Source organism: Pseudomonas sp. MH9.2, assembly GCF_034353875.1.
Classification (GTDB): domain Bacteria; phylum Pseudomonadota; class Gammaproteobacteria; order Pseudomonadales; family Pseudomonadaceae; genus Aquipseudomonas.
In genome coordinates this window covers 3209088-3229069 of sequence record NZ_CP133784.1, presented here as the reverse complement: position 1 = coordinate 3229069, position 19982 = coordinate 3209088, and the positions used below count along the sequence as shown (strand labels likewise).

Annotated in this window: 23 protein-coding genes; 11 read left to right on the top strand and 12 right to left on the bottom strand. The window is 59.0% G+C overall.

Translation table 11 applies throughout. The features are described 5' to 3' along the window. Position 1 precedes the first annotated feature (1 nt). From RHM55_RS15175 to prlC, 3 genes are all read right to left on the bottom strand, one after another. Positions 2–748, bottom strand: coding sequence for a gluconate 2-dehydrogenase subunit 3 family protein (locus RHM55_RS15175; RefSeq protein ID WP_322177158.1), 747 nt, complete (start codon positions 746–748; stop codon positions 2–4). A gap of 375 nt (positions 749–1123) precedes the next feature. Further along, entirely contained in the window at positions 1124–1411 is a 288-nt protein-coding gene (locus RHM55_RS15170) for a YheV family putative zinc ribbon protein (protein ID WP_322177157.1), read from the bottom strand. After that, positions 1408–3459 (bottom strand): oligopeptidase A, encoded by a 2052-nt coding sequence (prlC, locus tag RHM55_RS15165; RefSeq protein ID WP_322177156.1) that lies wholly within the window; start codon positions 3457–3459, stop codon positions 1408–1410. The genes RHM55_RS15170 and prlC overlap by 4 nt, the downstream gene beginning before the upstream one ends. Before the next feature lie 103 nt (positions 3460–3562). Here prlC and RHM55_RS15160 point away from each other — a divergent pair, with 103 nt between their 5' ends. Beyond that, the gene (locus RHM55_RS15160) at positions 3563–4111 is read left to right on the top strand and encodes a gamma carbonic anhydrase family protein (protein ID WP_322177155.1); all 549 of its coding nucleotides are present in this window, start codon (positions 3563–3565) and stop codon (positions 4109–4111) included. A gap of 141 nt (positions 4112–4252) precedes the next feature. Here the strand turns inward: RHM55_RS15160 and RHM55_RS15155 are convergent, their stop codons facing one another. Then, entirely contained in the window at positions 4253–5317 is a 1065-nt protein-coding gene (locus RHM55_RS15155; RefSeq protein WP_322177154.1) for an aminopeptidase, read from the bottom strand. 95 nt (positions 5318–5412) lie between these two features. Here RHM55_RS15155 and RHM55_RS15150 point away from each other — a divergent pair, with 95 nt between their 5' ends. Beyond that, positions 5413–5823 (top strand): hypothetical protein, encoded by a 411-nt coding sequence (locus RHM55_RS15150; protein WP_322177153.1) that lies wholly within the window; start codon positions 5413–5415, stop codon positions 5821–5823. Here the strand turns inward: RHM55_RS15150 and RHM55_RS15145 are convergent, their stop codons facing one another. Together RHM55_RS15145 and RHM55_RS15140 are read right to left on the bottom strand one after the other, a co-directional pair. Then, a complete protein-coding gene (locus tag RHM55_RS15145) occupies positions 5824–6057 on the bottom strand; it encodes a DUF1161 domain-containing protein (protein ID WP_219063326.1) in 234 nt (77 codons plus the stop codon). 174 nt (positions 6058–6231) lie between these two features. After that, on the bottom strand, positions 6232–6663 hold the full coding sequence (locus RHM55_RS15140) for an OsmC family protein (RefSeq protein WP_322177152.1): 432 nt from the start codon (positions 6661–6663) through the stop codon (positions 6232–6234). A gap of 238 nt (positions 6664–6901) precedes the next feature. Here RHM55_RS15140 and RHM55_RS15135 point away from each other — a divergent pair, with 238 nt between their 5' ends. Next, positions 6902–7903, top strand: a complete 1002-nt coding sequence (locus tag RHM55_RS15135; protein WP_322177151.1) for an LLM class flavin-dependent oxidoreductase — start codon at positions 6902–6904, stop codon at positions 7901–7903. 91 nt (positions 7904–7994) lie between these two features. Here RHM55_RS15135 and RHM55_RS15130 read toward each other — a convergent pair whose 3' ends face one another. Continuing rightward, the gene (locus tag RHM55_RS15130; protein WP_322177150.1) at positions 7995–8219 is read right to left on the bottom strand and encodes a DUF1161 domain-containing protein; all 225 of its coding nucleotides are present in this window, start codon (positions 8217–8219) and stop codon (positions 7995–7997) included. 137 nt (positions 8220–8356) lie between these two features. Next, positions 8357–8572: a dodecin gene (locus RHM55_RS15125; protein ID WP_322177149.1), complete on the bottom strand. Its 216-nt coding sequence runs from the start codon at positions 8570–8572 to the stop codon at positions 8357–8359. Between the two features lie 155 nt (positions 8573–8727). On the opposite strand from RHM55_RS15125, the gene RHM55_RS15120 reads away from it, so the two are divergent. Next, entirely contained in the window at positions 8728–9054 is a 327-nt protein-coding gene (locus RHM55_RS15120; protein WP_322177148.1) for a DUF883 family protein, read from the top strand. Here RHM55_RS15120 and RHM55_RS15115 read toward each other — a convergent pair whose 3' ends face one another. Further along, complete coding sequence (locus RHM55_RS15115; protein ID WP_219063332.1) at positions 9055–9954, bottom strand: LysR family transcriptional regulator; 900 nt, start codon at positions 9952–9954, stop codon at positions 9055–9057. Positions 9955–10078: 124 nt separating this feature from the next. On the opposite strand from RHM55_RS15115, the gene trpB reads away from it, so the two are divergent. The 3 genes from trpB to RHM55_RS15100 all read left to right on the top strand — a co-directional run bounded on the left by trpB (position 10079) and on the right by RHM55_RS15100 (position 12703). Continuing rightward, positions 10079–11308, top strand: a complete 1230-nt coding sequence (gene trpB / locus RHM55_RS15110; protein WP_322177147.1) for a tryptophan synthase subunit beta — start codon at positions 10079–10081, stop codon at positions 11306–11308. Beyond that, positions 11305–12117, top strand: a complete 813-nt coding sequence (gene trpA / locus RHM55_RS15105) for a tryptophan synthase subunit alpha (RefSeq protein ID WP_322177146.1) — start codon at positions 11305–11307, stop codon at positions 12115–12117. Before trpB ends, trpA begins: the two co-directional genes overlap by 4 nt. Before the next feature lie 121 nt (positions 12118–12238). After that, positions 12239–12703: an anti-virulence regulator CigR family protein gene (locus RHM55_RS15100; RefSeq protein WP_322177145.1), complete on the top strand. Its 465-nt coding sequence runs from the start codon at positions 12239–12241 to the stop codon at positions 12701–12703. Positions 12704–12777: 74 nt separating this feature from the next. Here the strand turns inward: RHM55_RS15100 and RHM55_RS15095 are convergent, their stop codons facing one another. After that, entirely contained in the window at positions 12778–13110 is a 333-nt protein-coding gene (locus RHM55_RS15095) for a DOPA 4,5-dioxygenase family protein (RefSeq protein WP_322177144.1), read from the bottom strand. A gap of 101 nt (positions 13111–13211) precedes the next feature. Here RHM55_RS15095 and RHM55_RS15090 point away from each other — a divergent pair, with 101 nt between their 5' ends. Next, the gene (locus RHM55_RS15090) at positions 13212–13865 is read left to right on the top strand and encodes an NAD(P)-binding oxidoreductase (protein ID WP_322177143.1); all 654 of its coding nucleotides are present in this window, start codon (positions 13212–13214) and stop codon (positions 13863–13865) included. 25 nt (positions 13866–13890) lie between these two features. On the opposite strand, the gene RHM55_RS15085 is transcribed toward RHM55_RS15090, so the two are convergent. After that, a complete protein-coding gene (locus RHM55_RS15085) occupies positions 13891–14841 on the bottom strand; it encodes a choline sulfate utilization transcriptional regulator (protein ID WP_322177142.1) in 951 nt (316 codons plus the stop codon). Between the two features lie 114 nt (positions 14842–14955). Between RHM55_RS15085 and betC the strand changes: the two genes are divergently transcribed. The 3 genes from betC (at position 14956) to RHM55_RS15070 (ending at position 19127) form a co-directional block, all read left to right on the top strand. Continuing rightward, positions 14956–16461 carry a choline-sulfatase gene (betC, locus tag RHM55_RS15080; protein ID WP_322177141.1) on the top strand — a complete coding sequence of 502 codons (1506 nt, stop codon included), beginning with the start codon at positions 14956–14958 and terminating at the stop codon, positions 16459–16461. Positions 16462–16497: 36 nt separating this feature from the next. After that, positions 16498–17418, top strand: coding sequence for a choline ABC transporter substrate-binding protein (gene choX / locus RHM55_RS15075; protein ID WP_322177140.1), 921 nt, complete (start codon positions 16498–16500; stop codon positions 17416–17418). Positions 17419–17558: 140 nt separating this feature from the next. Next, entirely contained in the window at positions 17559–19127 is a 1569-nt protein-coding gene (locus RHM55_RS15070) for a SulP family inorganic anion transporter (protein ID WP_322177139.1), read from the top strand. Positions 19128–19152: 25 nt separating this feature from the next. Here the strand turns inward: RHM55_RS15070 and aroE are convergent, their stop codons facing one another. Beyond that, positions 19153–19977, bottom strand: coding sequence for a shikimate dehydrogenase (aroE, locus tag RHM55_RS15065; RefSeq protein WP_322177138.1), 825 nt, complete (start codon positions 19975–19977; stop codon positions 19153–19155). Positions 19978–19982 lie beyond the last annotated feature (5 nt).

The window sequence follows — 19982 nt, the reverse complement described above, 5'->3', positions numbered from 1 at the left end:
CTCAAGCCCTCTCGCCGCGAATAGACACTGCCGGGAACGGGTAGGGCTCGTTGCGTTCGACCCAATCCATGAAATCGGCGCGAGCGCCTGGGAAACCGACCATGGTCCAGCCAACCAGGCCCTTATTGCCACCGTGGATCGGGTCGCAGAAAAAACCCTCCTTGGTGTTTTGCAGCAACAGATTGAAAAACAGACTCGGCGGCACGCTGTCAAACGTCGCCTTGCCTGCTTCCAGCTGCTTGAGTGCCTCGTCCTGCGCAGACGGGCTCAACTCGGCGAAGACCTTGCCGTATTGCTGTTTGCACCAGATGTCGCAGTCAGCGATGCCCAGACGGTAGATGTCCTTGGGCACCAGCTTGCTCTGCCAACCCATTTCCTTCGGCGCGTCGGCCACGAAAGGCCCTTGCATGAACCACAGTGCACCGCTGGCATACGGCGTGTTCATCTGCCGATCAATGTATTCCGGCGCACCGGCTTCCAGGGCGCCAGGACCTTGTTCGTCATCCGGAATCAGGCGCGCGACCGCCGCGTTGATGAAGGCCCATTCTTCAGCCGTGAAATAATTCGGCTCGTACACCCCATGACTGGCAGGGGCTTCGGGTGGCGGTGTGGCGGTGGTCACGACCGGTGGTTGGGCCAACACGACGCTACTGCCCAGACCGAAACCAGCACTGGCAACCGTCACCACGGGGATCAACGTCAGGGTTTTGCGCAGAAACTCACGCCGCGGATTGTCTTGCTCAGACATGGGAGACCTCATCTTGCGATCACGGTTAAGGAGCCGCTCTTGGACGGCCCGTCTTTTCGGGGCTGTTGGGTCGCACAGACAAGGTGTCACGACTTTGATTACAGAACACGCCGGCAAGCTTTAGTTACAAATGGTAGCAGGCTAACAATAAGAAAAATCGTTTCAGCATCAAAAATCAGATCATTCCGACAAATGAAATCGGTATCAGATTCGAAATAACCGTTCGTTTAGGCGAAAAAAGACCATTCCCGTCTCTGGCGAGCGGTTATGTTTTGGAGGGGATATCGGGGAAATACCTGCAGGAGGCCCCGCCCCGTCGTCGATAGCGCGGCGTCGACGATGGGATGGCATCTCCTGCAGGGGGAAACCAGCGATCTAGCTTGGATCAACCGGCTTTTTCAGCTTGGGATTAGGGAAAAACTGCACGCCCTGCACCTTTGGATCGGCCGCTTTTACCACTGGTTTGTTGACCCGCGTGCCGAGTTCTTTGGGCACGGACAGCCCCTGCTCGTTGAGGGTGTCGGAGTAACCGCAGCCCACACATTCGCGATGAGGGACGTCGTTCTCGCTCCACATCATCAACTTGTCAGGCTCGCTGCACGCCGGGCAGACAGCCCCGGCAATAAAGCGTCTTTTGGTGATCGTTACCGGTGCCTCAGTCATAGTGCCGCTCCCTCACTCAAGCCTGAATGGCGCAAGAGTGCGTCAATCGTCGGCTCACGTCCGCGGAAGTCGACGAACAGCACCATCGGCTCCTGTGAGCCGCCGCGCGCCAGAATCGCTTCGCGGAACGCGCGACCGGTGTCGGAGTTGAACACCCCTTCTTCCTCGAACTTCGAGAACGCATCGGCCGACAACACTTCAGCCCACTTATAGCTGTAGTAACCCGCCGCGTAACCGCCGGCAAAGATGTGCGCGAAGCTGTTGGGGAAGCGGTTATAGGCCGGCGGACGCATCACCGACACTTCATCGCGAATGCCCTCAAGCACTTGCAGCACACTGCGACCGTCGCCATGGGTGGCGTGCAGTTCGAAGTCGAACAGCGAGAATTCCAGCTGGCGAACCATCATCAGTCCGGACTGAAAGTTCTTCGCGGCGAGCATTTTTTCCAGCAAGTCCTGCGGCAGCGCATCGCCGGTTTCGTAATGCGCTGAAATCAGCGCCAGGCCTTCAGGCTCCCAGCACCAGTTCTCCATGAACTGGCTCGGCAACTCGACCGCGTCCCACGCCACGCCGTTGATACCCGACACGCCCGCGTGTTCGACGCGGGTCAGCAGGTGATGCAGGCCATGACCGAATTCGTGGAACAGGGTGGTCACTTCATCGTGGGTCAGCAGCGCAGGCTTGCCGCTTACCGCAGGGGTGAAGTTGCACACCAGGTTCGCCACCGGATTTTGCAGCAGACCTTTAGCCGTACGACGACGATCCCGTGCGCCGTCCATCCAGGCGCCGCCACGTTTGTTGGCGCGAGCATAGAGGTCGAAGAAGAAGCGTCCGACGTGTTGGCCGTTTTCTGTGATTTCGAACAGACGAACATCCGGGTGCCAGGTGTCAAAACCTGTTTGCTCGGCGATTTCAATGCCATACAGGCGCTGCACGATAGCAAACAGGCCGGTCAGCACTTTATCGATTGGGAAGTAAGCGCGCAGGGTTTCCTGGGAGACGCTGTAGCGTTGCTCACGGAGCTTTTCCCCGTAGAAACCGCTGTCCCAGCTTTGCAGGTCGGCGCAGCCTTGCTCGGCGGCATAGGCCTTGAGCTGTTGCAGGTCTTGAACGGCGAACGGCTTGCTGCGTTTGGCCAGATCGCGCAGGAAACTCAACACGTGATCGCTGGTCTCAGCCATTTTGGTCGCCAGGCTCAACTCGGAGAAGCTGGCAAAACCGAGCAGCTGGGCCAATTCACGGCGCAGGTCGAGGATGTCTTCCATGACCGGACCGTTGTCATTCTGACCGGCATTCGGGCCCTGATCGGAAGCTCGGGTGCAGTAGGCCGCGTAAATTTCTTCACGCAGGGCGCGGTCTTCGGCGTAAGTCATTACCGCGTAGTAGCTCGGGAATTCCAGGCTGATCAACCAGCCGTCGAGGTCCTTGGCCTTGGCTGCGGCGGCCATCTGCGCTTTGGCCGAGTCCGTCAGGCCGCCGAGGGCGGCTTCGTCGGTAACGTGCTTGGTCCACGCCTGCGTCGCATCGAGCAGTTGGTTGGAGAAGCGGCTGCCCAGCTCAGACAATTTGCTCTGCACCTCGGCATAACGCTGTTGCTGTGCAGGCGGCAAGTCGATACCCGACAGGCGGAAATCACGCAGCGAGTGTTCGAGAATGGTTTTCTGCGCCACGTCGAAGCCGGCGGCTTCCGGGCTGTTGGCCAATGCCTCGAAAGCCTGGAACAGTTCGCGGTTCTGGCCCATCTCGGTAGAGTAGGCACTCAACGCTGGCAGGCAAGACTCATAGGCCTCGCGCAATTCGGCGCTGTTGCACACGGCATTCAGGTGGCTGACCGGGCTCCAGGCCGCGCCCAGGCGGTCATTGAGCTCGTCCATGGCCAGGATCAGACCGGCCCAGGTCGGCTGTTTGCCCTGGGTCACAAGGATCTCGGCAATCGCGCTACGGTTGTCGGCAAGGATCTGGTCAATCGCCGGTTTGACGTGCTCAGCGCGGATCGCCGAGAAGGGTGGCAAGTCATACGACTGTAAAAGAGGGTTGTTCGCGCTCACGGTTTAGCACCTTGGCTGGAAGAATCACTGGCACATCTTAATTACAATCGACGCTGACCGCAGCACTCAGACCCATCTATAAGTCTCAGAGAAGGAACCTATCGTGGCTATTCGCAAATATCAGCACCACATTCCAGTGCTCGCCGAGCGCGCATTTGTCGACTATTCGGCGGAGGTGATCGGCGATGTAGAGATTGGCGCCGACAGTTCGATCTGGCCGTTGACCGTGATTCGCGGCGACATGCACCACATCCGCATCGGCGCGCGCACCAGTGTCCAGGACGGCTGCGTGCTGCACATTACCCATGCGGGCCCGTTCAACCCGGACGGCTTTCCCCTGCTGATTGGCGATGAAGTGACCATCGCCCATAAAGTCATGCTGCATGGCTGCACGGTCGGTAATCGCATCTTGATCGGCATGGGCAGCATCGTCATGGACGGTGCGGTGGTCGAGGACGAGGTGATCATCGGCGCTGGCAGCCTGGTACCGCCGGGCAAGCGATTGGAGAGCGGCTTTCTGTACGTTGGCAGCCCGGTGAAACAGGTGCGGGCGCTGACAGACAAAGAGCGCGCATTCTTCAGCTACAGCGCCAGCAACTACGTGAAGCTCAAGGATCAACACCTGGCCGAAGGTTACGATCAGCCGCTGTGAGCTGATCCCCTGTAGGAGCTGACTTGTCTGCGAATAAGCCCGGCACGGGCTTCCGACGGGTTTGGGTTTGACCCTGCCGCCATGATCGGGATCAAGGGGCAGCCGGTGGGCCGCGTTGAATGGTCTTCGCAGCTCCTACAGTCATGTGTCTGATCCCGCCAGCCTCCGCAACGCCGCCTTGCGCTGTTCCATCGGCAGCGCTCCCAGCTTTTCCACTGCGCCGTAGAACGCGGGCCAGTCACCGTTGACCTGCTTGAACAGCGCGGCAAATGCCGGCACCCACTGGTCGTAGAGTCCAAAGGGCAGCAGTTTGGCGTTGTTCATCGGCGCATTGATCCAGGGATCGAAGCGTTTATCGCCTGCCCACTGCGTATCGCGCATCTGCCTATAATCACGGCGCAACCGCTCGAACTCCGCCGCTTTGCGCTCACGCATCATCTCGGCCGCGAGTGGCTGATCGTACAGTGCCTTCAAGCGTTCCCGAGTATCCAGAACCAACTGAATAAACTGATCATTCTGTTTCGAGGCCGCCAGGCTTTGCGGGGCCAACCCTCGTGCCGCCCGCCATTGGCGGGCGCCTTCCTGCTCGACGAAGTTGGCATAAGACTCGTTGAACTCAGTGTCGTCCTTCACATAAAAACGCTGATGCGCCAGCTCGTGAAAAATCAACGCGGCCATGCGCTCATCACCCCGACTGAGCATCGAGCTAAGAATGGGATCGTCGAACCAGCCCAGCGTGGAATATGTTTCTACCCCACTGACGTAGACATCCATGCCTGCCTGACGCTGCAACGCGGCCTCGCCTCTGGCTGCGCCCTGGCTGTAATAACCGCGATACGCGACGCACCCGGCGACTGGAAAGCAATGGGTGACCGGGTCCAGCGAGAACGCCCCTGTCGCGAACACATTCCACACCACATAAGGTCGGCCGATATCGACATACAGGCGGTAGCTGGGGTTATCCGGCAGGTGCAGTTGATGGCTGGCGAAAGCCCGAGCCTGCTGCGATTTGATCAGATGCTCGCGCAATGCCGGGGCGCTATTGGGGTCGGCGATGACCTCGGCCACCGGTTCACGGGCATGCAGCAAGCGCCATTGACCGCTGGCCAGTTGGCTGTAGTAATCGATGCTGGAGCAGCCGCCAAGCAAGAACAACGTCAGTAGCGCAAAACCACGGCTGAGAAACAGCCTGTCGTGTCGAATCATGCTCCGGCCTTAATCTCTTATTGAATAAGCGTTATGCCGGACAGTCCGCCCCTGACGCAACTATCATTAACACGTGTTCGATCACGGAGCCTGCCATGCGCCAGCCATTATTGATATCTGCCCTGATTGCCCTCGCCGGGTGCGCCAGCCCTATGCCGCCTGCTGACCCGCAACAGGCGTGGGTCGAGATGTTCACCTACACCGGGAACCTGGTGATGGCCGACAAGCTCGACGGTAAGCGACTGGACGACGGGCGTTACTTTCAGGTGCCGCCCGGCAGCCACGAGTTGCAGATGCGGTATGACTACGAGATCTACGGCGGCGGGTTTGGCGGAATGTTCGAGAGCTCGCAACGGACGTGTTACATCGTCCTGCGTTATGACCACTTCGCCCCAGGGCAACGTTATCGTCTCGAAGGACGCTCGGCTGGCATCACCATCAGCGGCCGTTTGTATGACGCCCAGCGCCAGATGGTCGCCGAAGACCGCGAGGTCACCTGTCTGTGATCACTTGTCGTTCTTTTGGTAGATGATTTTTTTGCTGCCGCCCTCGCATGTGCCGACGACCATGTTCTGGTCATGCACTTCGTCATTGCTGACGATTTCCAGGGTGTAGGAACTCACATTATTGGCCTGGATTCGGGACTCGATCTCGGCCTTGAGTTCTTCGCAGGGTTTGACTGCCGCCAACACGCTGGTGGCCGATACGGTACAGATAACAGCTAAAACGAAACGTTTCATACTCGACTCCTTCGATACGGCGCACAGAGTACTGCGCTAACGCTGCAACGATCCATTCGACTTTCATTACGTCGGCCACGTGTGACGTCAATAGCGGCTGAATACGGAGGGCAGAGCGAGTGAACAGCCCGCACAGGCTGAGCTGTGCGGGCCTAGTCGTGGCAACGAGGTCGATTAGCTGACCAGCGTTGCGTCCAGGGTGATTTTCGCGTTCAGCACTTTGGACACCGGGCAGCCTTCCTTGGCTTTCCTGGTCAGTTCGTCGAACTGCTGCTGCGTGGCGCCCGGGATCTTCGCTTTAAGGATCAGGTGCACGGCAGTGATGGAAAAACCTTCAGCCAATTGCTCCAGGGTCACTTGGGCTTCAGTATCGATGCTGTCGGCTTTCAGATTGGCTTCGCCGAGAATCATCGACAGCGCCATAGAGAAACAGCCCGCATGAGCCGCGCCAATCAGCTCCTCCGGATTGGTGCCCTTGCCGCCTTCGAAGCGCGCCTTGAAGCCGTAGGGTGCTTTGTTAAGGACATTGGTTTCGGTGGAGAGGCTACCAATACCGCTCTTCAGATCGCCTTCCCAATGTGCCGATGCTTTCTTGATAATGCTCATGGTCTCTCCTCATGACAGTGTGCGAGGGGGTTCGCACAGGGACTAAGGTTCTGAGGATGGCCGTCTCGATAAAGTTCAACTGCCGGTAAAACCTAGTAATTCAGTAGGACTTTTCCGGCCCAGCCATTGAATCTCAGATATCTGCCCACATTCTTTATAAATCAGGGTAGGTTTTGGTCATCCTCAGGCGTCATAGGCCAAGCCTGCACAACGCACTCCAGAGGCTATTTAGCGGCTTATGAAACGTTTAGCGGATATCAAAATCTCAACCCTCGATCTGGTGCCCGTGCGCCAGGATGCCGGCCCGGCGCAGTCTCTGCGTAATTCGCTGGATTTGGCGCAGCATGTTGAAAAACTCGGTTACAACCGTTTCTGGGTCGCTGAGCACCACAACATGGACGGCATCGCCAGCTCCGCGACAGCGGTGTTGCTCGGCTATCTGGCCGGTGGCACCTCGACGATTCGGGTCGGGGCGGGCGGGGTCATGCTGCCCAACCATGCACCGCTGATAATCGCAGAACAGTTCGGCACCCTCGCCAGCCTGTACCCGGGGCGGATCGACCTGGGCCTGGGCCGCGCACCAGGCTCCGATCAAATGACCGCTCGCGCCCTGCGTCGTGAGCGATCCGGCAGCGCCGACGATTTTCCTGAAGACGTCACCGAGCTTCTGCGCTATCTCGGACCGCGCACACCTGATCAAAAAGTGATCGCTGTGCCGGGTTCGGGCACTAACGTTCCGGTCTGGTTGCTGGGTTCCAGCTTGTTCAGCGCGCAACTGGCAGGGGAGCGCGGTCTGCCATATGCCTTTGCCTCACACTTTGCGCCGCGTTACATGCACGAAGCCATTCGCGTCTACCGTAATCATTTCAAGCCCTCGACCTATTTGGAAAAGCCGTACGTCATGCTCGGCGTGCCATTGGTGGCTGCCGATACCGACGAACATGCGGATTACCTGGCAACCTCGGTCTATCAGCGGATTCTGGCGTTGATGCGCGGCCAAAGCCTGATGCAGCGTCCACCGGTCGACACCATGGACGCCCTATGGTTACCCCATGAGCGCGAAGCGGTCGCGAGTTTCCTCGGCCTGGCGATGGTCGGCGGCCCGCAGAAAATCCGCGCCAAACTGGATGTGCTGCTGGAACAGACCCAAGCCGATGAGTTGATCTTCACCTGCGACCTGTATGAACACACGGATCGACTGCGCTCGTATGAGATTCTGGCGCAAACCGTGCTGGGCTGAGGCTCACCCAAAAAAAGAGTGGCGAAAACCCCGTCACTGGACATAAAAAACCGACGCCATGTGCGTCGGTTTTTTATGAAACAGCGATAAGTCAGCCGCGTTTGTACACGATTTCCTTGGTACCGCGTTCACAGGTACCGACTACTTTCCCGTCGGCCGCACTGCCTTTGGCGACGACTTCCAACGTGTAGGTCGAGGCGCCCTTTGCCTTGATCTTCGCGTCGATTTCCGACTTCAAATCATCACAGGACTTGCCAGCTGCCATCGCAGTTCCCGCAATGCTTAACAAACCAACTGCCAGTAGAATTTTCTTCATTGGTCACACTCCCTCGTTAAATTAACCAGGTTGAAAAACAACCCAAGTCCTTGACCGCGCCAACCGTTTCTAGACAGCGGGTTCTCTTGTGTGTAGCGGAAATTATGGCAATCGGCCAGTGCGAAAGTTCAGCGCAGTCAGCTATTCTCAATCCGGAAGCCGACGTTCAGGGTGACCTGATAGTGTGCAACCTTGCCCTCTCTGATGTGCCCTCGGGTTTCCAGCACTTCGAACCACTCCATGTGCTTGATGCTCTTATTGGCTTCAGCGATTGCATTATTGATGGCGTCTTCAATCGTTGTGGACGATGAGCCGACTAACTCGACTTTCTTGTAGGTATGGTGATCAGTCATGACGGTTCTCCTGAAGGTGTCGATAAGAGCGTAGCAGTGAAATTGCACCTTACTCCCTGAGCGAAAATCATCTGAAACGTTAATACGCACCGCACTTTCCTCAAACCCCGCAGTCGGAAAGAACACACGCCTCTCATCAATGCAGGAGATCCACCATGGCCAACACTTCTTTACGTAAAGCCTCGTTGCAAAGCATGGAAGCCGAGATCGAAAGCCTTCTCAAGTCCCTTGAGAGCCTTAAGTCCGACGCCTCGGAAGAGTCGCACAAAACCCTGAAAGCCTTGAAAGCCAACGCCGAAAGCGCACTGAGCCATTCACGCCACCTGCTCAGTGATGTGTATGAAGACGTCAAGGAAAAGACCCGCGAAACCGGTGTCGCTACCCGTGATTACGCTCAAGAACACCCGTGGACCACCGCAGGTGTGGCCGTAGGCGCTGTCGGTCTGCTGGCAGCTTACCTATTGTGCAAACGCACTCACTGATCAGCCGCTGGCAGCACGCTCAAGCTCAGTCTTGAGCCACTGCGCCAACTGCTGAGCACGCCCGTCTGCGGCGCGTTTAGGTACCCATAACGCCAGCTGCGCCGGGGTTTCACTGAAACCCCAAGGCGCAGCCAGGCGTCCGGCGCGCAAATCATCGGCGACCAGGGGTTCCGGGGCAATGGCGATGCCCAGCCCGGCGACGGCTGCCTCCAGCAAATAATACAAATGCTCGAAACCCTGCCCGTAATGCAAGGCAGCAGGCTCGATGCCGTTTTGTTGTGCCCAAAGAGGCCAGGCTTGCGGACGCGACGTCGTTTGCAGCAATGCCTCACTCAGCAGCGCTTGAGCTGGTGCCTGGCGCAGGTGCTCGAAACGCGCAAACCGTGGGCTGAGGACCGGGCCAATACGCTCGCTGGCCAGTTCATAGACCTGCATGTCCGCAGGCCATGGTGGCTCGGCGAAGATCAGCAACGCGTCCAGACCCGGTCGACGCGGGTCTAGATCGCCTTCGCCCGCCGACAAGTGCAGACGAAGATCCGGCAGTTCGGCATTCAGTCGGCCCAGGCGCGGGATAAACCAGCGTGCCAGCAGGCTGCCCGAACAGCCGAGAACGAAAGGCGCATCAGCCTTATCGTGGGTCAGCTCCGCACACACGGTACGCAACCGCTCAAACGCCTCGGCACTGGCATCACGCAAACGAATGCCGGCATCTGTGAGTTTAAGGCCGCGCCCATCCTTGACGAACAAGGCCAGCCCCAGATGCTCTTCAAGCACTTTAAGCTGGCGACTGACCGCCCCGTGGGTGACGTGCAGCTGCTCGGCAGCCTGACTGACGCTGTTCAAGCGCGCCGCCGCTTCGAAAGCGCGCAGGGCGTTGAGGGGAGGGAGATCGCGGCTCATGGTATCTGTGAGTTTTCCTGACAGGTTGCGTTGATCTTATCGGTTTTCATTGATGCTCGTGCTGGTTAAAGTGAGCTCATTGCCTGATTGGCTAATCCTTTTCTTCAAACCACCTGGAGGTCCCATGACCCAGACTAACTTCAGCAGCGGCCCTGATGCCAATGGCCTGTTTGGCTCATTCGGCGGCCGCTACGTGGCTGAAACCTTGATGCCACTGGTACTCGACCTGAACCGCGAGTACGAAGCCGCCAAGATTGATCCTGAATTCATCGAGCAACTGGCCTATTTCCAGCGCGACTACATCGGCCGTCCAAACCCGCTGTATTTCGCGGAACGCCTGACCGAGTATTGCGGCGGCGCGAAAATCTACTTCAAGCGCGAAGAGCTGAACCACACCGGCGCGCACAAGATCAACAACTGTATTGGCCAGGTGTTGCTGGCCAAGCGCATGGGCAAGAAACGCCTGATCGCTGAAACCGGTGCTGGCATGCATGGCGTGGCTACCGCCACCGTCGCTGCCCGCTTCGGTCTGCCGTGCGTGATCTATATGGGCGCCACCGACATCGAGCGTCAACAGGCCAACGTGTTCCGCATGAGGCTGTTGGGCGCGGAAATCGTCCCGGTCACCTCCGGCACCGGCACCCTGAAAGACGCCATGAACGAAGCCCTTCGCGACTGGGTGACCAATGTCGACGACACCTTCTACATGATCGGTACCGTGGCTGGTCCACACCCGTACCCGGCGATGGTGCGCGACTTTCAGTCGATCATCGGCAAAGAAACCAAAGTACAACTGCAGGAAAAAGAGGGCCGCCTGCCAGACAGCCTTATCGCATGTGTCGGTGGCGGTTCCAACGCCATGGGCCTGTTCCACTCGTTCCTCAATGATGCCAGCGTCAAACTCATCGGCGTCGAAGCCGGTGGTCACGGGGTTCATACCGGCAAGCACGCCGCCAGCCTGAACGGCGGTGTTCCCGGCGTATTGCACGGCAATCGCACCTATCTGCTCCAGGATGCCGACGGCCAGATCACCGACGCGCACTCGATTTCAGCTGGCCTGGATTACCCTGGCATTGGCCCTGAGCACGCTTACCTGCATGAAGTGAAGCGCGTTGAGTACGTCAGCATCACGGATGACGAAGCCCTCGAAGCCTTCCACCACTGCTGCCTCCTGGAGGGCATCATCCCCGCTCTGGAGACCGCGCACGCCTTGGCCGAAGCCATGAAACGTGCAAGCAACCTGCGCGATGACCACTTGATGGTGGTCTGCCTCTCGGGCCGTGGCGATAAAGACATGCAAACCGTGATGGACCATATGGCCGCCGATGCCAAGACTCAGGAGAAACTGGTATGAGCCGCCTGGAACAACGCTTTGCCGAGCTGAAAACCGAAGGCCGTGCGGCACTGGTGACCTTCGTCACCGCCGGCGACCCTGGCTACGATGCATCGCTGGCCATTCTTAAAGGCCTGCCAGCAGCGGGTGCCGATGTGATTGAGTTGGGCATGCCGTTCACCGATCCAATGGCCGACGGCGTGGCGATCCAGCTGGCGACCCTGCGCGCACTGGACGCTGGGCAGACACTGGCGAAAACCCTGAAAATGGTTGGCGAATTCCGCGTCAATGACCAGACCACCCCGATCGTGCTGATGGGTTACTACAACCCGATCCACCGCTTTGGCGTCGAAGCGTTCGTCGCTCAAGCCAAAGAAGTCGGGGTCGACGGTTTGATCATCGTCGACCTGCCACCAGAGCATGACACCGAACTGGCAACCCCGGCCCAGGCCGCAGGCATCGATTTCATTCGCCTGACCACACCGACCACCGATGACGCGCGCCTGCCACGCGTGCTGGAACGCAGCTCCGGCTTCGTTTACTACGTGTCGGTCGCGGGTGTCACCGGGGCCGGTTCCGCGACCTCGGATCAAGTTAAAACCGCCATCGAACGTCTGCGTCGCCACACCGATCTGCCAATCAGCGTCGGTTTCGGTATCCGTACTCCAGAGCAGGCGGCCGCGATTGCCAGACTGGCTGACGGCGTTGTAGTGGGTTCGGCACTGGTGGACAAGATCGCCACCGCCGCGTCACCGAAGCAGGCAATCGACGACGTGTTGAGCCTGTGCTCGGCCTTGGCCGAAGGCGTGCGCAAGGCCCGTGTCAAGTAAGAGTAAAGATTGGGTGAGCGAGGAATTTAAACCTCGGCAGACACACCAAGTAACAAGCGAAAGGGGTTTAGAGCCGATGGCTTAAACCCCTTTTTGCTGACCGAATTTCGAGGAACGAGAAATGAAACTGCCAACCCGTTTGATTGCAGGCCTGGGTATCTTGATGATCAGTGCCAGCCCGTTGTTGCATGCCGATGAACGCGATCAGCGTGGCGGCCAGGATGGCGGCCGTCAGGGCGAAAATCACCAAGGCAATGGCAACCAGGAAAATCGCGGCCACGATGAGCGCAATGATCGTCGTGACGATCATGGCCCACGTCGCCCGCCAGAAAATTTTGACGAGGCGCGACGGTCCTTTCATGATCACCGCGAATTCATCGGTCGTGGCCAACCTCTGCCTCCAGGCTTCCGTATTGAGCGCGGCCGTCCACTGCCCTACGGCTACGGCGAGCGCCTGGACCCGCGCGCGATTGAGCAATTGCCGCGTTACGACGGTTACGAATGGCGTCGAGTGGGCCCCGACATAGTGTTGATCGCGCTGACCACCGGGGTGATCTACACCATCCTTGAGGGCGTGCTGAACTGATTGATTCTCTGCAGGAGCCAACCCGACTGCGCGTCCCGGTTTCTCCTGCAGATTCGTCACGCTGACTAACCCTCTTACCGCTTGAACATCGAAACGTCCAGATCCCGAACCGCCCCCATCCAGATCGCATGCTCCGTGTGGTCCGCCAGGTCATCGCCCGTCAGCGGGTGCAGCAACACCACCAACCCCTTGCGATTAAGCGCCAGCCAGAGCACCACATCCGCCAACTGGGCGTGATCAAACGCCAGCTGGCAGCTCCAGTTTGGGTGCGGACCTACCGGCTTTTCATGCATCCGCCCCATCTTTACCCCAAAACGCCGCGCAACCTCTTCGCACAATGCACGGGCCTGATCGATGGTCTGCTCGTCGAAATAAACGTGGGCGTGGTAGCCCTCAACACCGTGCATTGCTCAATCTCCAAATAACCGCTGCGCGGACGCGAACTGCTGCGGGATAAAAAGGGTCAGAACCTTAGAGAGACGTTATCCACAGACAAGGATTACTCGCTATGAAGAATGCCGAAACTCCGGTTCTGAAACTGGTTTTGTACGGTGCCATCAGCAGTTTTGGCAGCGCCTTGATGGCAGAATTCCTGCGGCGCCAGCATGAAGTCATCGCCATTCTCGATGATTTGAACGCCTTGGCGCCGCGTCCGGGATTGCGCACCAAAGTCGGCAACCTGTTCGACGCCGAGCGCGTCAGTCAAAGCGTAGCTGGCTGCTCGGCGGTCATTTGCCTGCTGGACGCCCACGTATTGCCCGTGGGCAGCGGTGAAACGCGACCCGCGATAACGCCGGGGCCAGTAGATCAAATCAGCGCCACCCAGAACTTGATCCAAGGCATGCAACGCATGGGTATCAAGCGACTGGTGCTGGCGGGCAACTTCGCCGTGCTTGACGAGGCGCCTGAAACTGACGAGCAACAGCGAAATGCGGCGGAAACCATCGTCGAGTTATTGCGCGACAGTGACCTGGACTGGACGTTGGTCAACGCTCCCCAAGGCGTACTCGGGCTGAGCATCGAGCACTTTAGCCAGATCAGCGACACCCTTGAACCGGGCCTGGCCGAACCCCTGGAGCGGCTGGCTCGAGTGGCCGCAGGCATCGCGGATGAATTGCTCTTGAACCTGCATGTGCGAGAGCACGTGAATTTTGTGTGCTAAATGAAATGTGTAGACGACTGCCGGATCACACCGCAATCGAGGGCAACGGCCTGCCCGCCAGCAAGTCCCCACTCTGCGCCTGCTCGGTCGCCAGCCAGTCGACGAATTGCTGCACCAGTTGCACTCGCCGTTTTCGCTGGGGCAGTACGACGTAATAACCGTGGGCCGAGATGGCGGTGGCGGCGATGGGGCGACAGAGCAGCCCTTGCTCCAGCAGCGCATCGACCAGATGCCGCCAACCGATGGCCACGCCCTGACCGGCAATTGCAGCCTGGATCAGCAGGGTGTAATTGTCGAAGCGCAATTGGCCGGGGGCAGGTGCCTGCTGAATATTCAGCGCACGAAACACGCCGCTCCAGTCGAACCAATTGCTGCTGCCTTCGCCCCGCAAGTGCAGCAGTGGAAGCTCCAGCAGCGCATCAGTGGGCAAGGGCAGGGAACGCCCGGCCAGCAATTGCGGGCTGCACACCGGGAACACTTCTTCGCTGAACAACCAACGGCTTTCACCCTGCTTGAAACGCCCATCGCCGAACAGCACCGCGACGTCGACATCGGCGCGCAACATGTTGTAACTACGCTCACTGGTGACCAAGCTGACGTCCACATCCGGATTGGCCTGGTGAAACCGATGCAGACGCGGCATCAACCAATAGGCGGCAAACGCAAAGTCCGTGGCGACCTGCAGCACCTCATGTTGGCGCTGGGCGGTGACGGCATTTAGCCCGCCCTCGATGGACTGCAACCCGGCTTGCACATAACCGAACAGCACCTCGCCCGCCTCTGTCAGCTCGATGCCCCGATAGATGCGGTCGAACAACCGTGTAGCAAGCTGTTCTTCCAGGCGTTTTATTTGCTGGCTGACGGCAGGCTGCGTGGTGCCCAGCTCAACAGCCGCCGCGGTAAAGCTGCGCTGTCTCGCGGCGGCCTCAAAAGCACGCAGCAGATCCAGTGAAAGATCACCAAGAGCTTCATACATAAGCTGAGCTTATCCTAGGTATTGTTTTGCATGGGCTTTACCACTAAACCTGTGGGTCGCATCCTCAAGCGCAGCACTCTCGCATAAATATCCACTATGGAATGCCGCGAATACATGAAGCGCAAGAACATTCTTTTCATCATGGCCGATCAAATGGCCGCGCCGATGTTGCCGTTTTACGCCTCATCTCCTATCAAAATGCCCAATCTGAGCCACCTCGCCGCCGAAGGCGTGGTATTCGATGCTGCCTATTGCAACAGTCCGCTGTGCGCGCCCTCGCGTTTCACCCTGGTCAGCGGCCAACTGCCGAGCAAGATCGGCGCCTATGACAACGCCGCTGATTTCCCGGCCGATGTACCGACCTATGCCCATTACCTGCGTCGCCTCGGCTATAAGACCGCGCTGTCCGGCAAGATGCACTTTTGCGGGCCGGACCAGTTACACGGCTATGAAGAACGCCTGACCAGCGACATTTACCCGGCTGACTATGGCTGGTCAGTGAACTGGGACGAGCCGGATGTGCGGCCAAGCTGGTATCACAACATGTCGTCGGTGCTGCAAGCCGGTCCCTGCGTGCGCACCAATCAGCTGGATTTCGACGAAGAGGTGGTGTTCAAGGCCCAGCAATATTTGTTCGATCACATCCGCGAAGAGGGTGATCAGCCGTTCTGCCTGACCGTGTCCATGACCCACCCTCACGACCCGTACACCATCCCGAAAACCTTCTGGGACATGTACCGCGACGAAGACATCCCGCTGCCGCGACCGCATGCCGATCAAGCCGGGCAAGACCCGCACTCGCAACGTCTGCTCAAGGTCTACGACCTGTGGGACAAGCCGATGCCTGTGGATAAGATTCGCGATGCGCGCCGCGCCTATTTCGGGGCGTGCAGTTACATCGATAGCAATGTCGGCAAGCTCCTGCAAACCCTCGAAGACACCGGTCTGGCCGACGACACCATTATCGTGTTCTCGGGCGACCACGGCGACATGCTGGGCGAGCGCGGCCTCTGGTACAAAATGCACTGGTTCGAGATGTCAGCCCGCGTACCACTGCTGGTCTACGCGCCGGGGCAGTTCACGGCGGGTCGGGTCAGCGCTGCGGTGTCCACCGCCGACTTACTGCCAACCTTCGTTGCGCTGGCCGAGGGCGAACTGGAAGCCGGCCTGCCGTTAGACGGTCGCTCACTGGTCCCCCATTTGCGGGGTGAGCCGGGGCATGACGAAGTGTTTGGCGAATACATGGCCGAAGGCACGATCGGTCCGTTGATGATGATTCGACGTGGCGCCTATAAATTCATCTATTCGGAACAGGACCCTTGCCTGCTGTTTGATGTGAACAATGATCCGCAAGAACGCGAAGAGCTGAGCCAGTCACCGGCGCATCAGCAACTGTTCGCTGATTTTCTGGCCGAAGCACGGGCCAAGTGGGACATACCGGCGATCCACCAACAAGTGCTCGCCAGTCAACGTCGGCGGCGCTTTGTCGCGCAGTCGTTGGCCATCGGCAAGCTGAAGAGCTGGGATCACCAGCCGCTGGTAGACGCCAGTCAGCAATACATGCGTAACCACATCGACCTTGATGACTTGGAACGCAAAGCACGTTATCCACAACCCTAACCCTGCCAAGACTAAAAAAACCAAAGGGGCACACTCATGATGAAGTTATCCACAACACTTGCGGTCGGTTTCATGGCATTGGGCAGCGTTTCCGCTTATGCCGAGCAGAGTTGCAGCACGGTAAAAATGGCGGATCCGGGCTGGAGCGATATCGCCGCGACCAACGCCATCGCCAGCGTCTTGCTGGACGGCATGGGTTACAAGGCCAAGGTCGACACGCTCGCGGTACCGATTGCATACGGTGGGCTCAAGGATGGCCAGGTGGATGTCTTCCTCGGCAACTGGATGCCTGCGCAACAAGGCTTTTACGACAAGTTCGTGGCCAATGGCGATGTCACACAGTTGGCCAAGAACCTGGACGGCACCGAATTCACCCTCGCCGTGCCGGACTATGTCTGGGACGCGGGTGTGCATAACTTTGCCGACCTGAACAAGTTTGCCGACAAGTTCGGCAAGAAGCTGTATGGCATCGGCTCCGGCGCACCGGCCAACCTGTCGCTGCAATCGATCATCAAAAAGAACGAATTCGACCTGGGCCAGTGGAAACTGGTTGAGTCCAGTGAGCAGGCGATGTTGGCTGAAGTCAGTCGCAACGTGAAGAAACAAAGCTTCGTGGTGTTCCTCGGCTGGACCCCGCACCCGATGAACGTGCAGCTGAAAATGCACTACCTCAAAGGTGGCGAGGCTTATTTCGGTGACACCGGCAGCGTTTATACCCTGACCCGCAAGGGCTACAGCCAGGCCTGTCCGAACGTAGGCAAGTTGCTGACCAACCTGAGCTTCACCCAGGAAATGGAGAACAGCATCATGGCCGAGGTGGTTAACAAGAAAATCACCAACACTGAAGCGGCCAAGGCCTGGATCAAAGCCAACCCGGCAGTCCTGGATAAATGGCTCGACGGGGTGAAAACCCTCGACGAGAAGGATGCACTGACGGCGGTAAAAGCCACGCTTTAAAGCCCTTTGGGCTTATCGCGGGCAAGCGCGCTTCTACAGTAGATCGCATTTCCCTGTAGAAGCGCGCAGCGGTCACCTTCACTTGCGCCCACATCGCTAAAACCTCACCCTTACGCCTCTGCAAAATTACCGAGAGTTTCATGGGTTGGCTCAATCGCCACAAATTTTTGCCGTTCCTCGAATGGCTGCCCCGGCAGACCCGCGCCAGCGTCGGTCGTGATGCCGTGGTGGGGCTGAGCGGAGCGATTCTAGCGCTGCCGCAATCCATCGCTTACGCCCTGATCGCCGGCTTGCCGCCTGAATACGGTCTGTACGCGGCCATCGTTCCGGTGCTGATCGCCTGCCTGTGGGGCTCGTCGTGGCACTTGATCTGCGGCCCCACCGCGGCGATCTCTATCGTGCTGTACGCCAGCATCAGTCCCATGGCGGCTCCGGGCAGCCAGGACTACATCACCTTGATCCTGTTGCTAACCTTTCTCGCCGGGATCTTTCAATGGCTGCTGGGGCTGCTGCGCTTTGGCGCTGTGGTGAACTTCGTTTCACATTCGGTGGTGCTGGGCTTTACCTTGGGCGCCGCCGTGGTGATTGCGTTGGGGCAACTGCCTAATTTGTTCGGCCTGGAACTCAGCGGCCAGACTACCGCGCTTCGAAGCCTGATGACGCTGCTTGAGCATCGGGGCGAGATCGACCACCCCTCGTTGATGCTAGGCGCCATAACCCTGGGCCTGGGCGCGTTTCTGAAATACCTGGTGCCCCGTTGGCCGACGCTACTGATCACCCTGGTGGCCGGGAGTGTGTTGGTCTGGCTGTGGCCCGCGATGTTCGGCCACGTTAAGTTGGTCAGCGCCTTCGTTGGGCATTTGCCGCCGTTCAGTGCATTACCACTGGACCTGGAGCTGGCTCTGAAACTCCTGCCCAGTGCCGTGGCAGTAGGCATGCTCGGGCTGGTCACCAGCTTGTCGATTGCCCGCTCGCTGTCCGCACGCTCGCAACAATTGCTCAACGCCAATCAAGAACTTCGCGCCCAAGGCCTGTCCAACATGGTGGGCGCCTTGTTCTCGGGCTATCTGTCCTCCGGCTCCTTTACTCGATCAGGCCTGAGTTACGAAGGCGGCGCTCGCTCGCCATTGGCCGGGGTATTTTCGGCGCTGTGGGTGGCGTTGTTCGCGGTGGCCGGGGCGTCGTTGATCGCACACATCCCGATCCCGAGCATGGCAGCATCGATCCTGTTGATCTGCTGGGGATTGGTCGACCATCGCGGCATTCGCTCGCTGTTCCGCGTCAGTCATCCAGAGTTCCTGGTGATGGCACTGACCTGCCTGGCGACCCTGTTGCTGGAGCTGCAAACGGCGATTTACGCGGGCGTGCTGGCGTCGCTGTTCTTCTACCTCAAGCGCACCTCACAACCACGGGTCCAGCAGTGGCGCGATGGCGACGACGATATCCTGCGGGTCGGCGGCTCGATCTTTTTCGGCGCCAGCCATTACCTGCAAGTCATTCTGCAACGCAGTAAGGGGCCGCGCGTGGTGATCGATGCGCAACACATCAACTTCATCGATTATTCAGGCGTTGAAATGCTCCATCAGGAAGCCCGCCGCCTGCGTGCCCATGGCCGCAGCCTGACCCTCAGGCGCGCCCGGCCCCAAGTGATCGAGGAACTGCGCAAGCTCGAAGGACCAGAGAAATGCCCGATTCTGTTCGAGGATTAACGGTGACCGGGCGGGCGCCCAGGCATCAGGCGCTGGCCAACTGCCGTCGTAACTCAGCCAGCACAGGCCCCGTATCCGGGCGAACGCCGCGCCATAGATAGAACGCCTCCGCAGCCTGCTCGGCGAGCATGCCCAGACCGTCCAGCACGTGGGCCGCGCCGTGCTCGGTGGCCCAGCGGCAGAATGGCGTCGGCTCTTTGCCGTACATCATGTCGTAGCAGACGGTGTGACCCGGCAGAATAAGGCTTGGCGAAATCGGCGGCAGCTCACCCGCGAGGCTGGCGGAAGTGGCATTGATGATCAGGTCTACCGGCTCTGCCAGCCAACTGAAACCAGCGGCGGACACCGGCCCCAGGTCGGCGAATTGATGGGCCAGCAACTCGGCTTTTTCCACGGTGCGATTGGCGATCACCACCGCCAGCGGTTTTTCAGCCAGCAGCGGCTCCAGCGCACCCCGTACCGCACCACCCGCGCCGAGCAGAAGGATGCGTTTGCCCTGCAAGCTGACGCCGGCATTTACCTTCAAATCCCGCACCAACCCCGCGCCATCGGTGTTATCGCCGAGCAGTCGACCATCGGCCCCCTTACGCAACGTGTTCACGGCACCCGCACGCTGTGCGCGCTCGGTCAGGCTGTCGGCCAAGCGAAAGGCCTGCTCCTTGAACGGCACGGTGACGTTGGCGCCCTGGCCGTGCTCAAAGAACGCCTGAGCGCAGCCGATGAAATCGTCCAGCGGCGCCAGCAAGGTGCTGTAATCGAGCTGCTGACCGGTCTGCTCGGCGAACAGACGATGGATCAACGGCGATTTGCTGTGACCAATGGGGTTACCGAAAACGACGTAGCGGTCCATGGGGA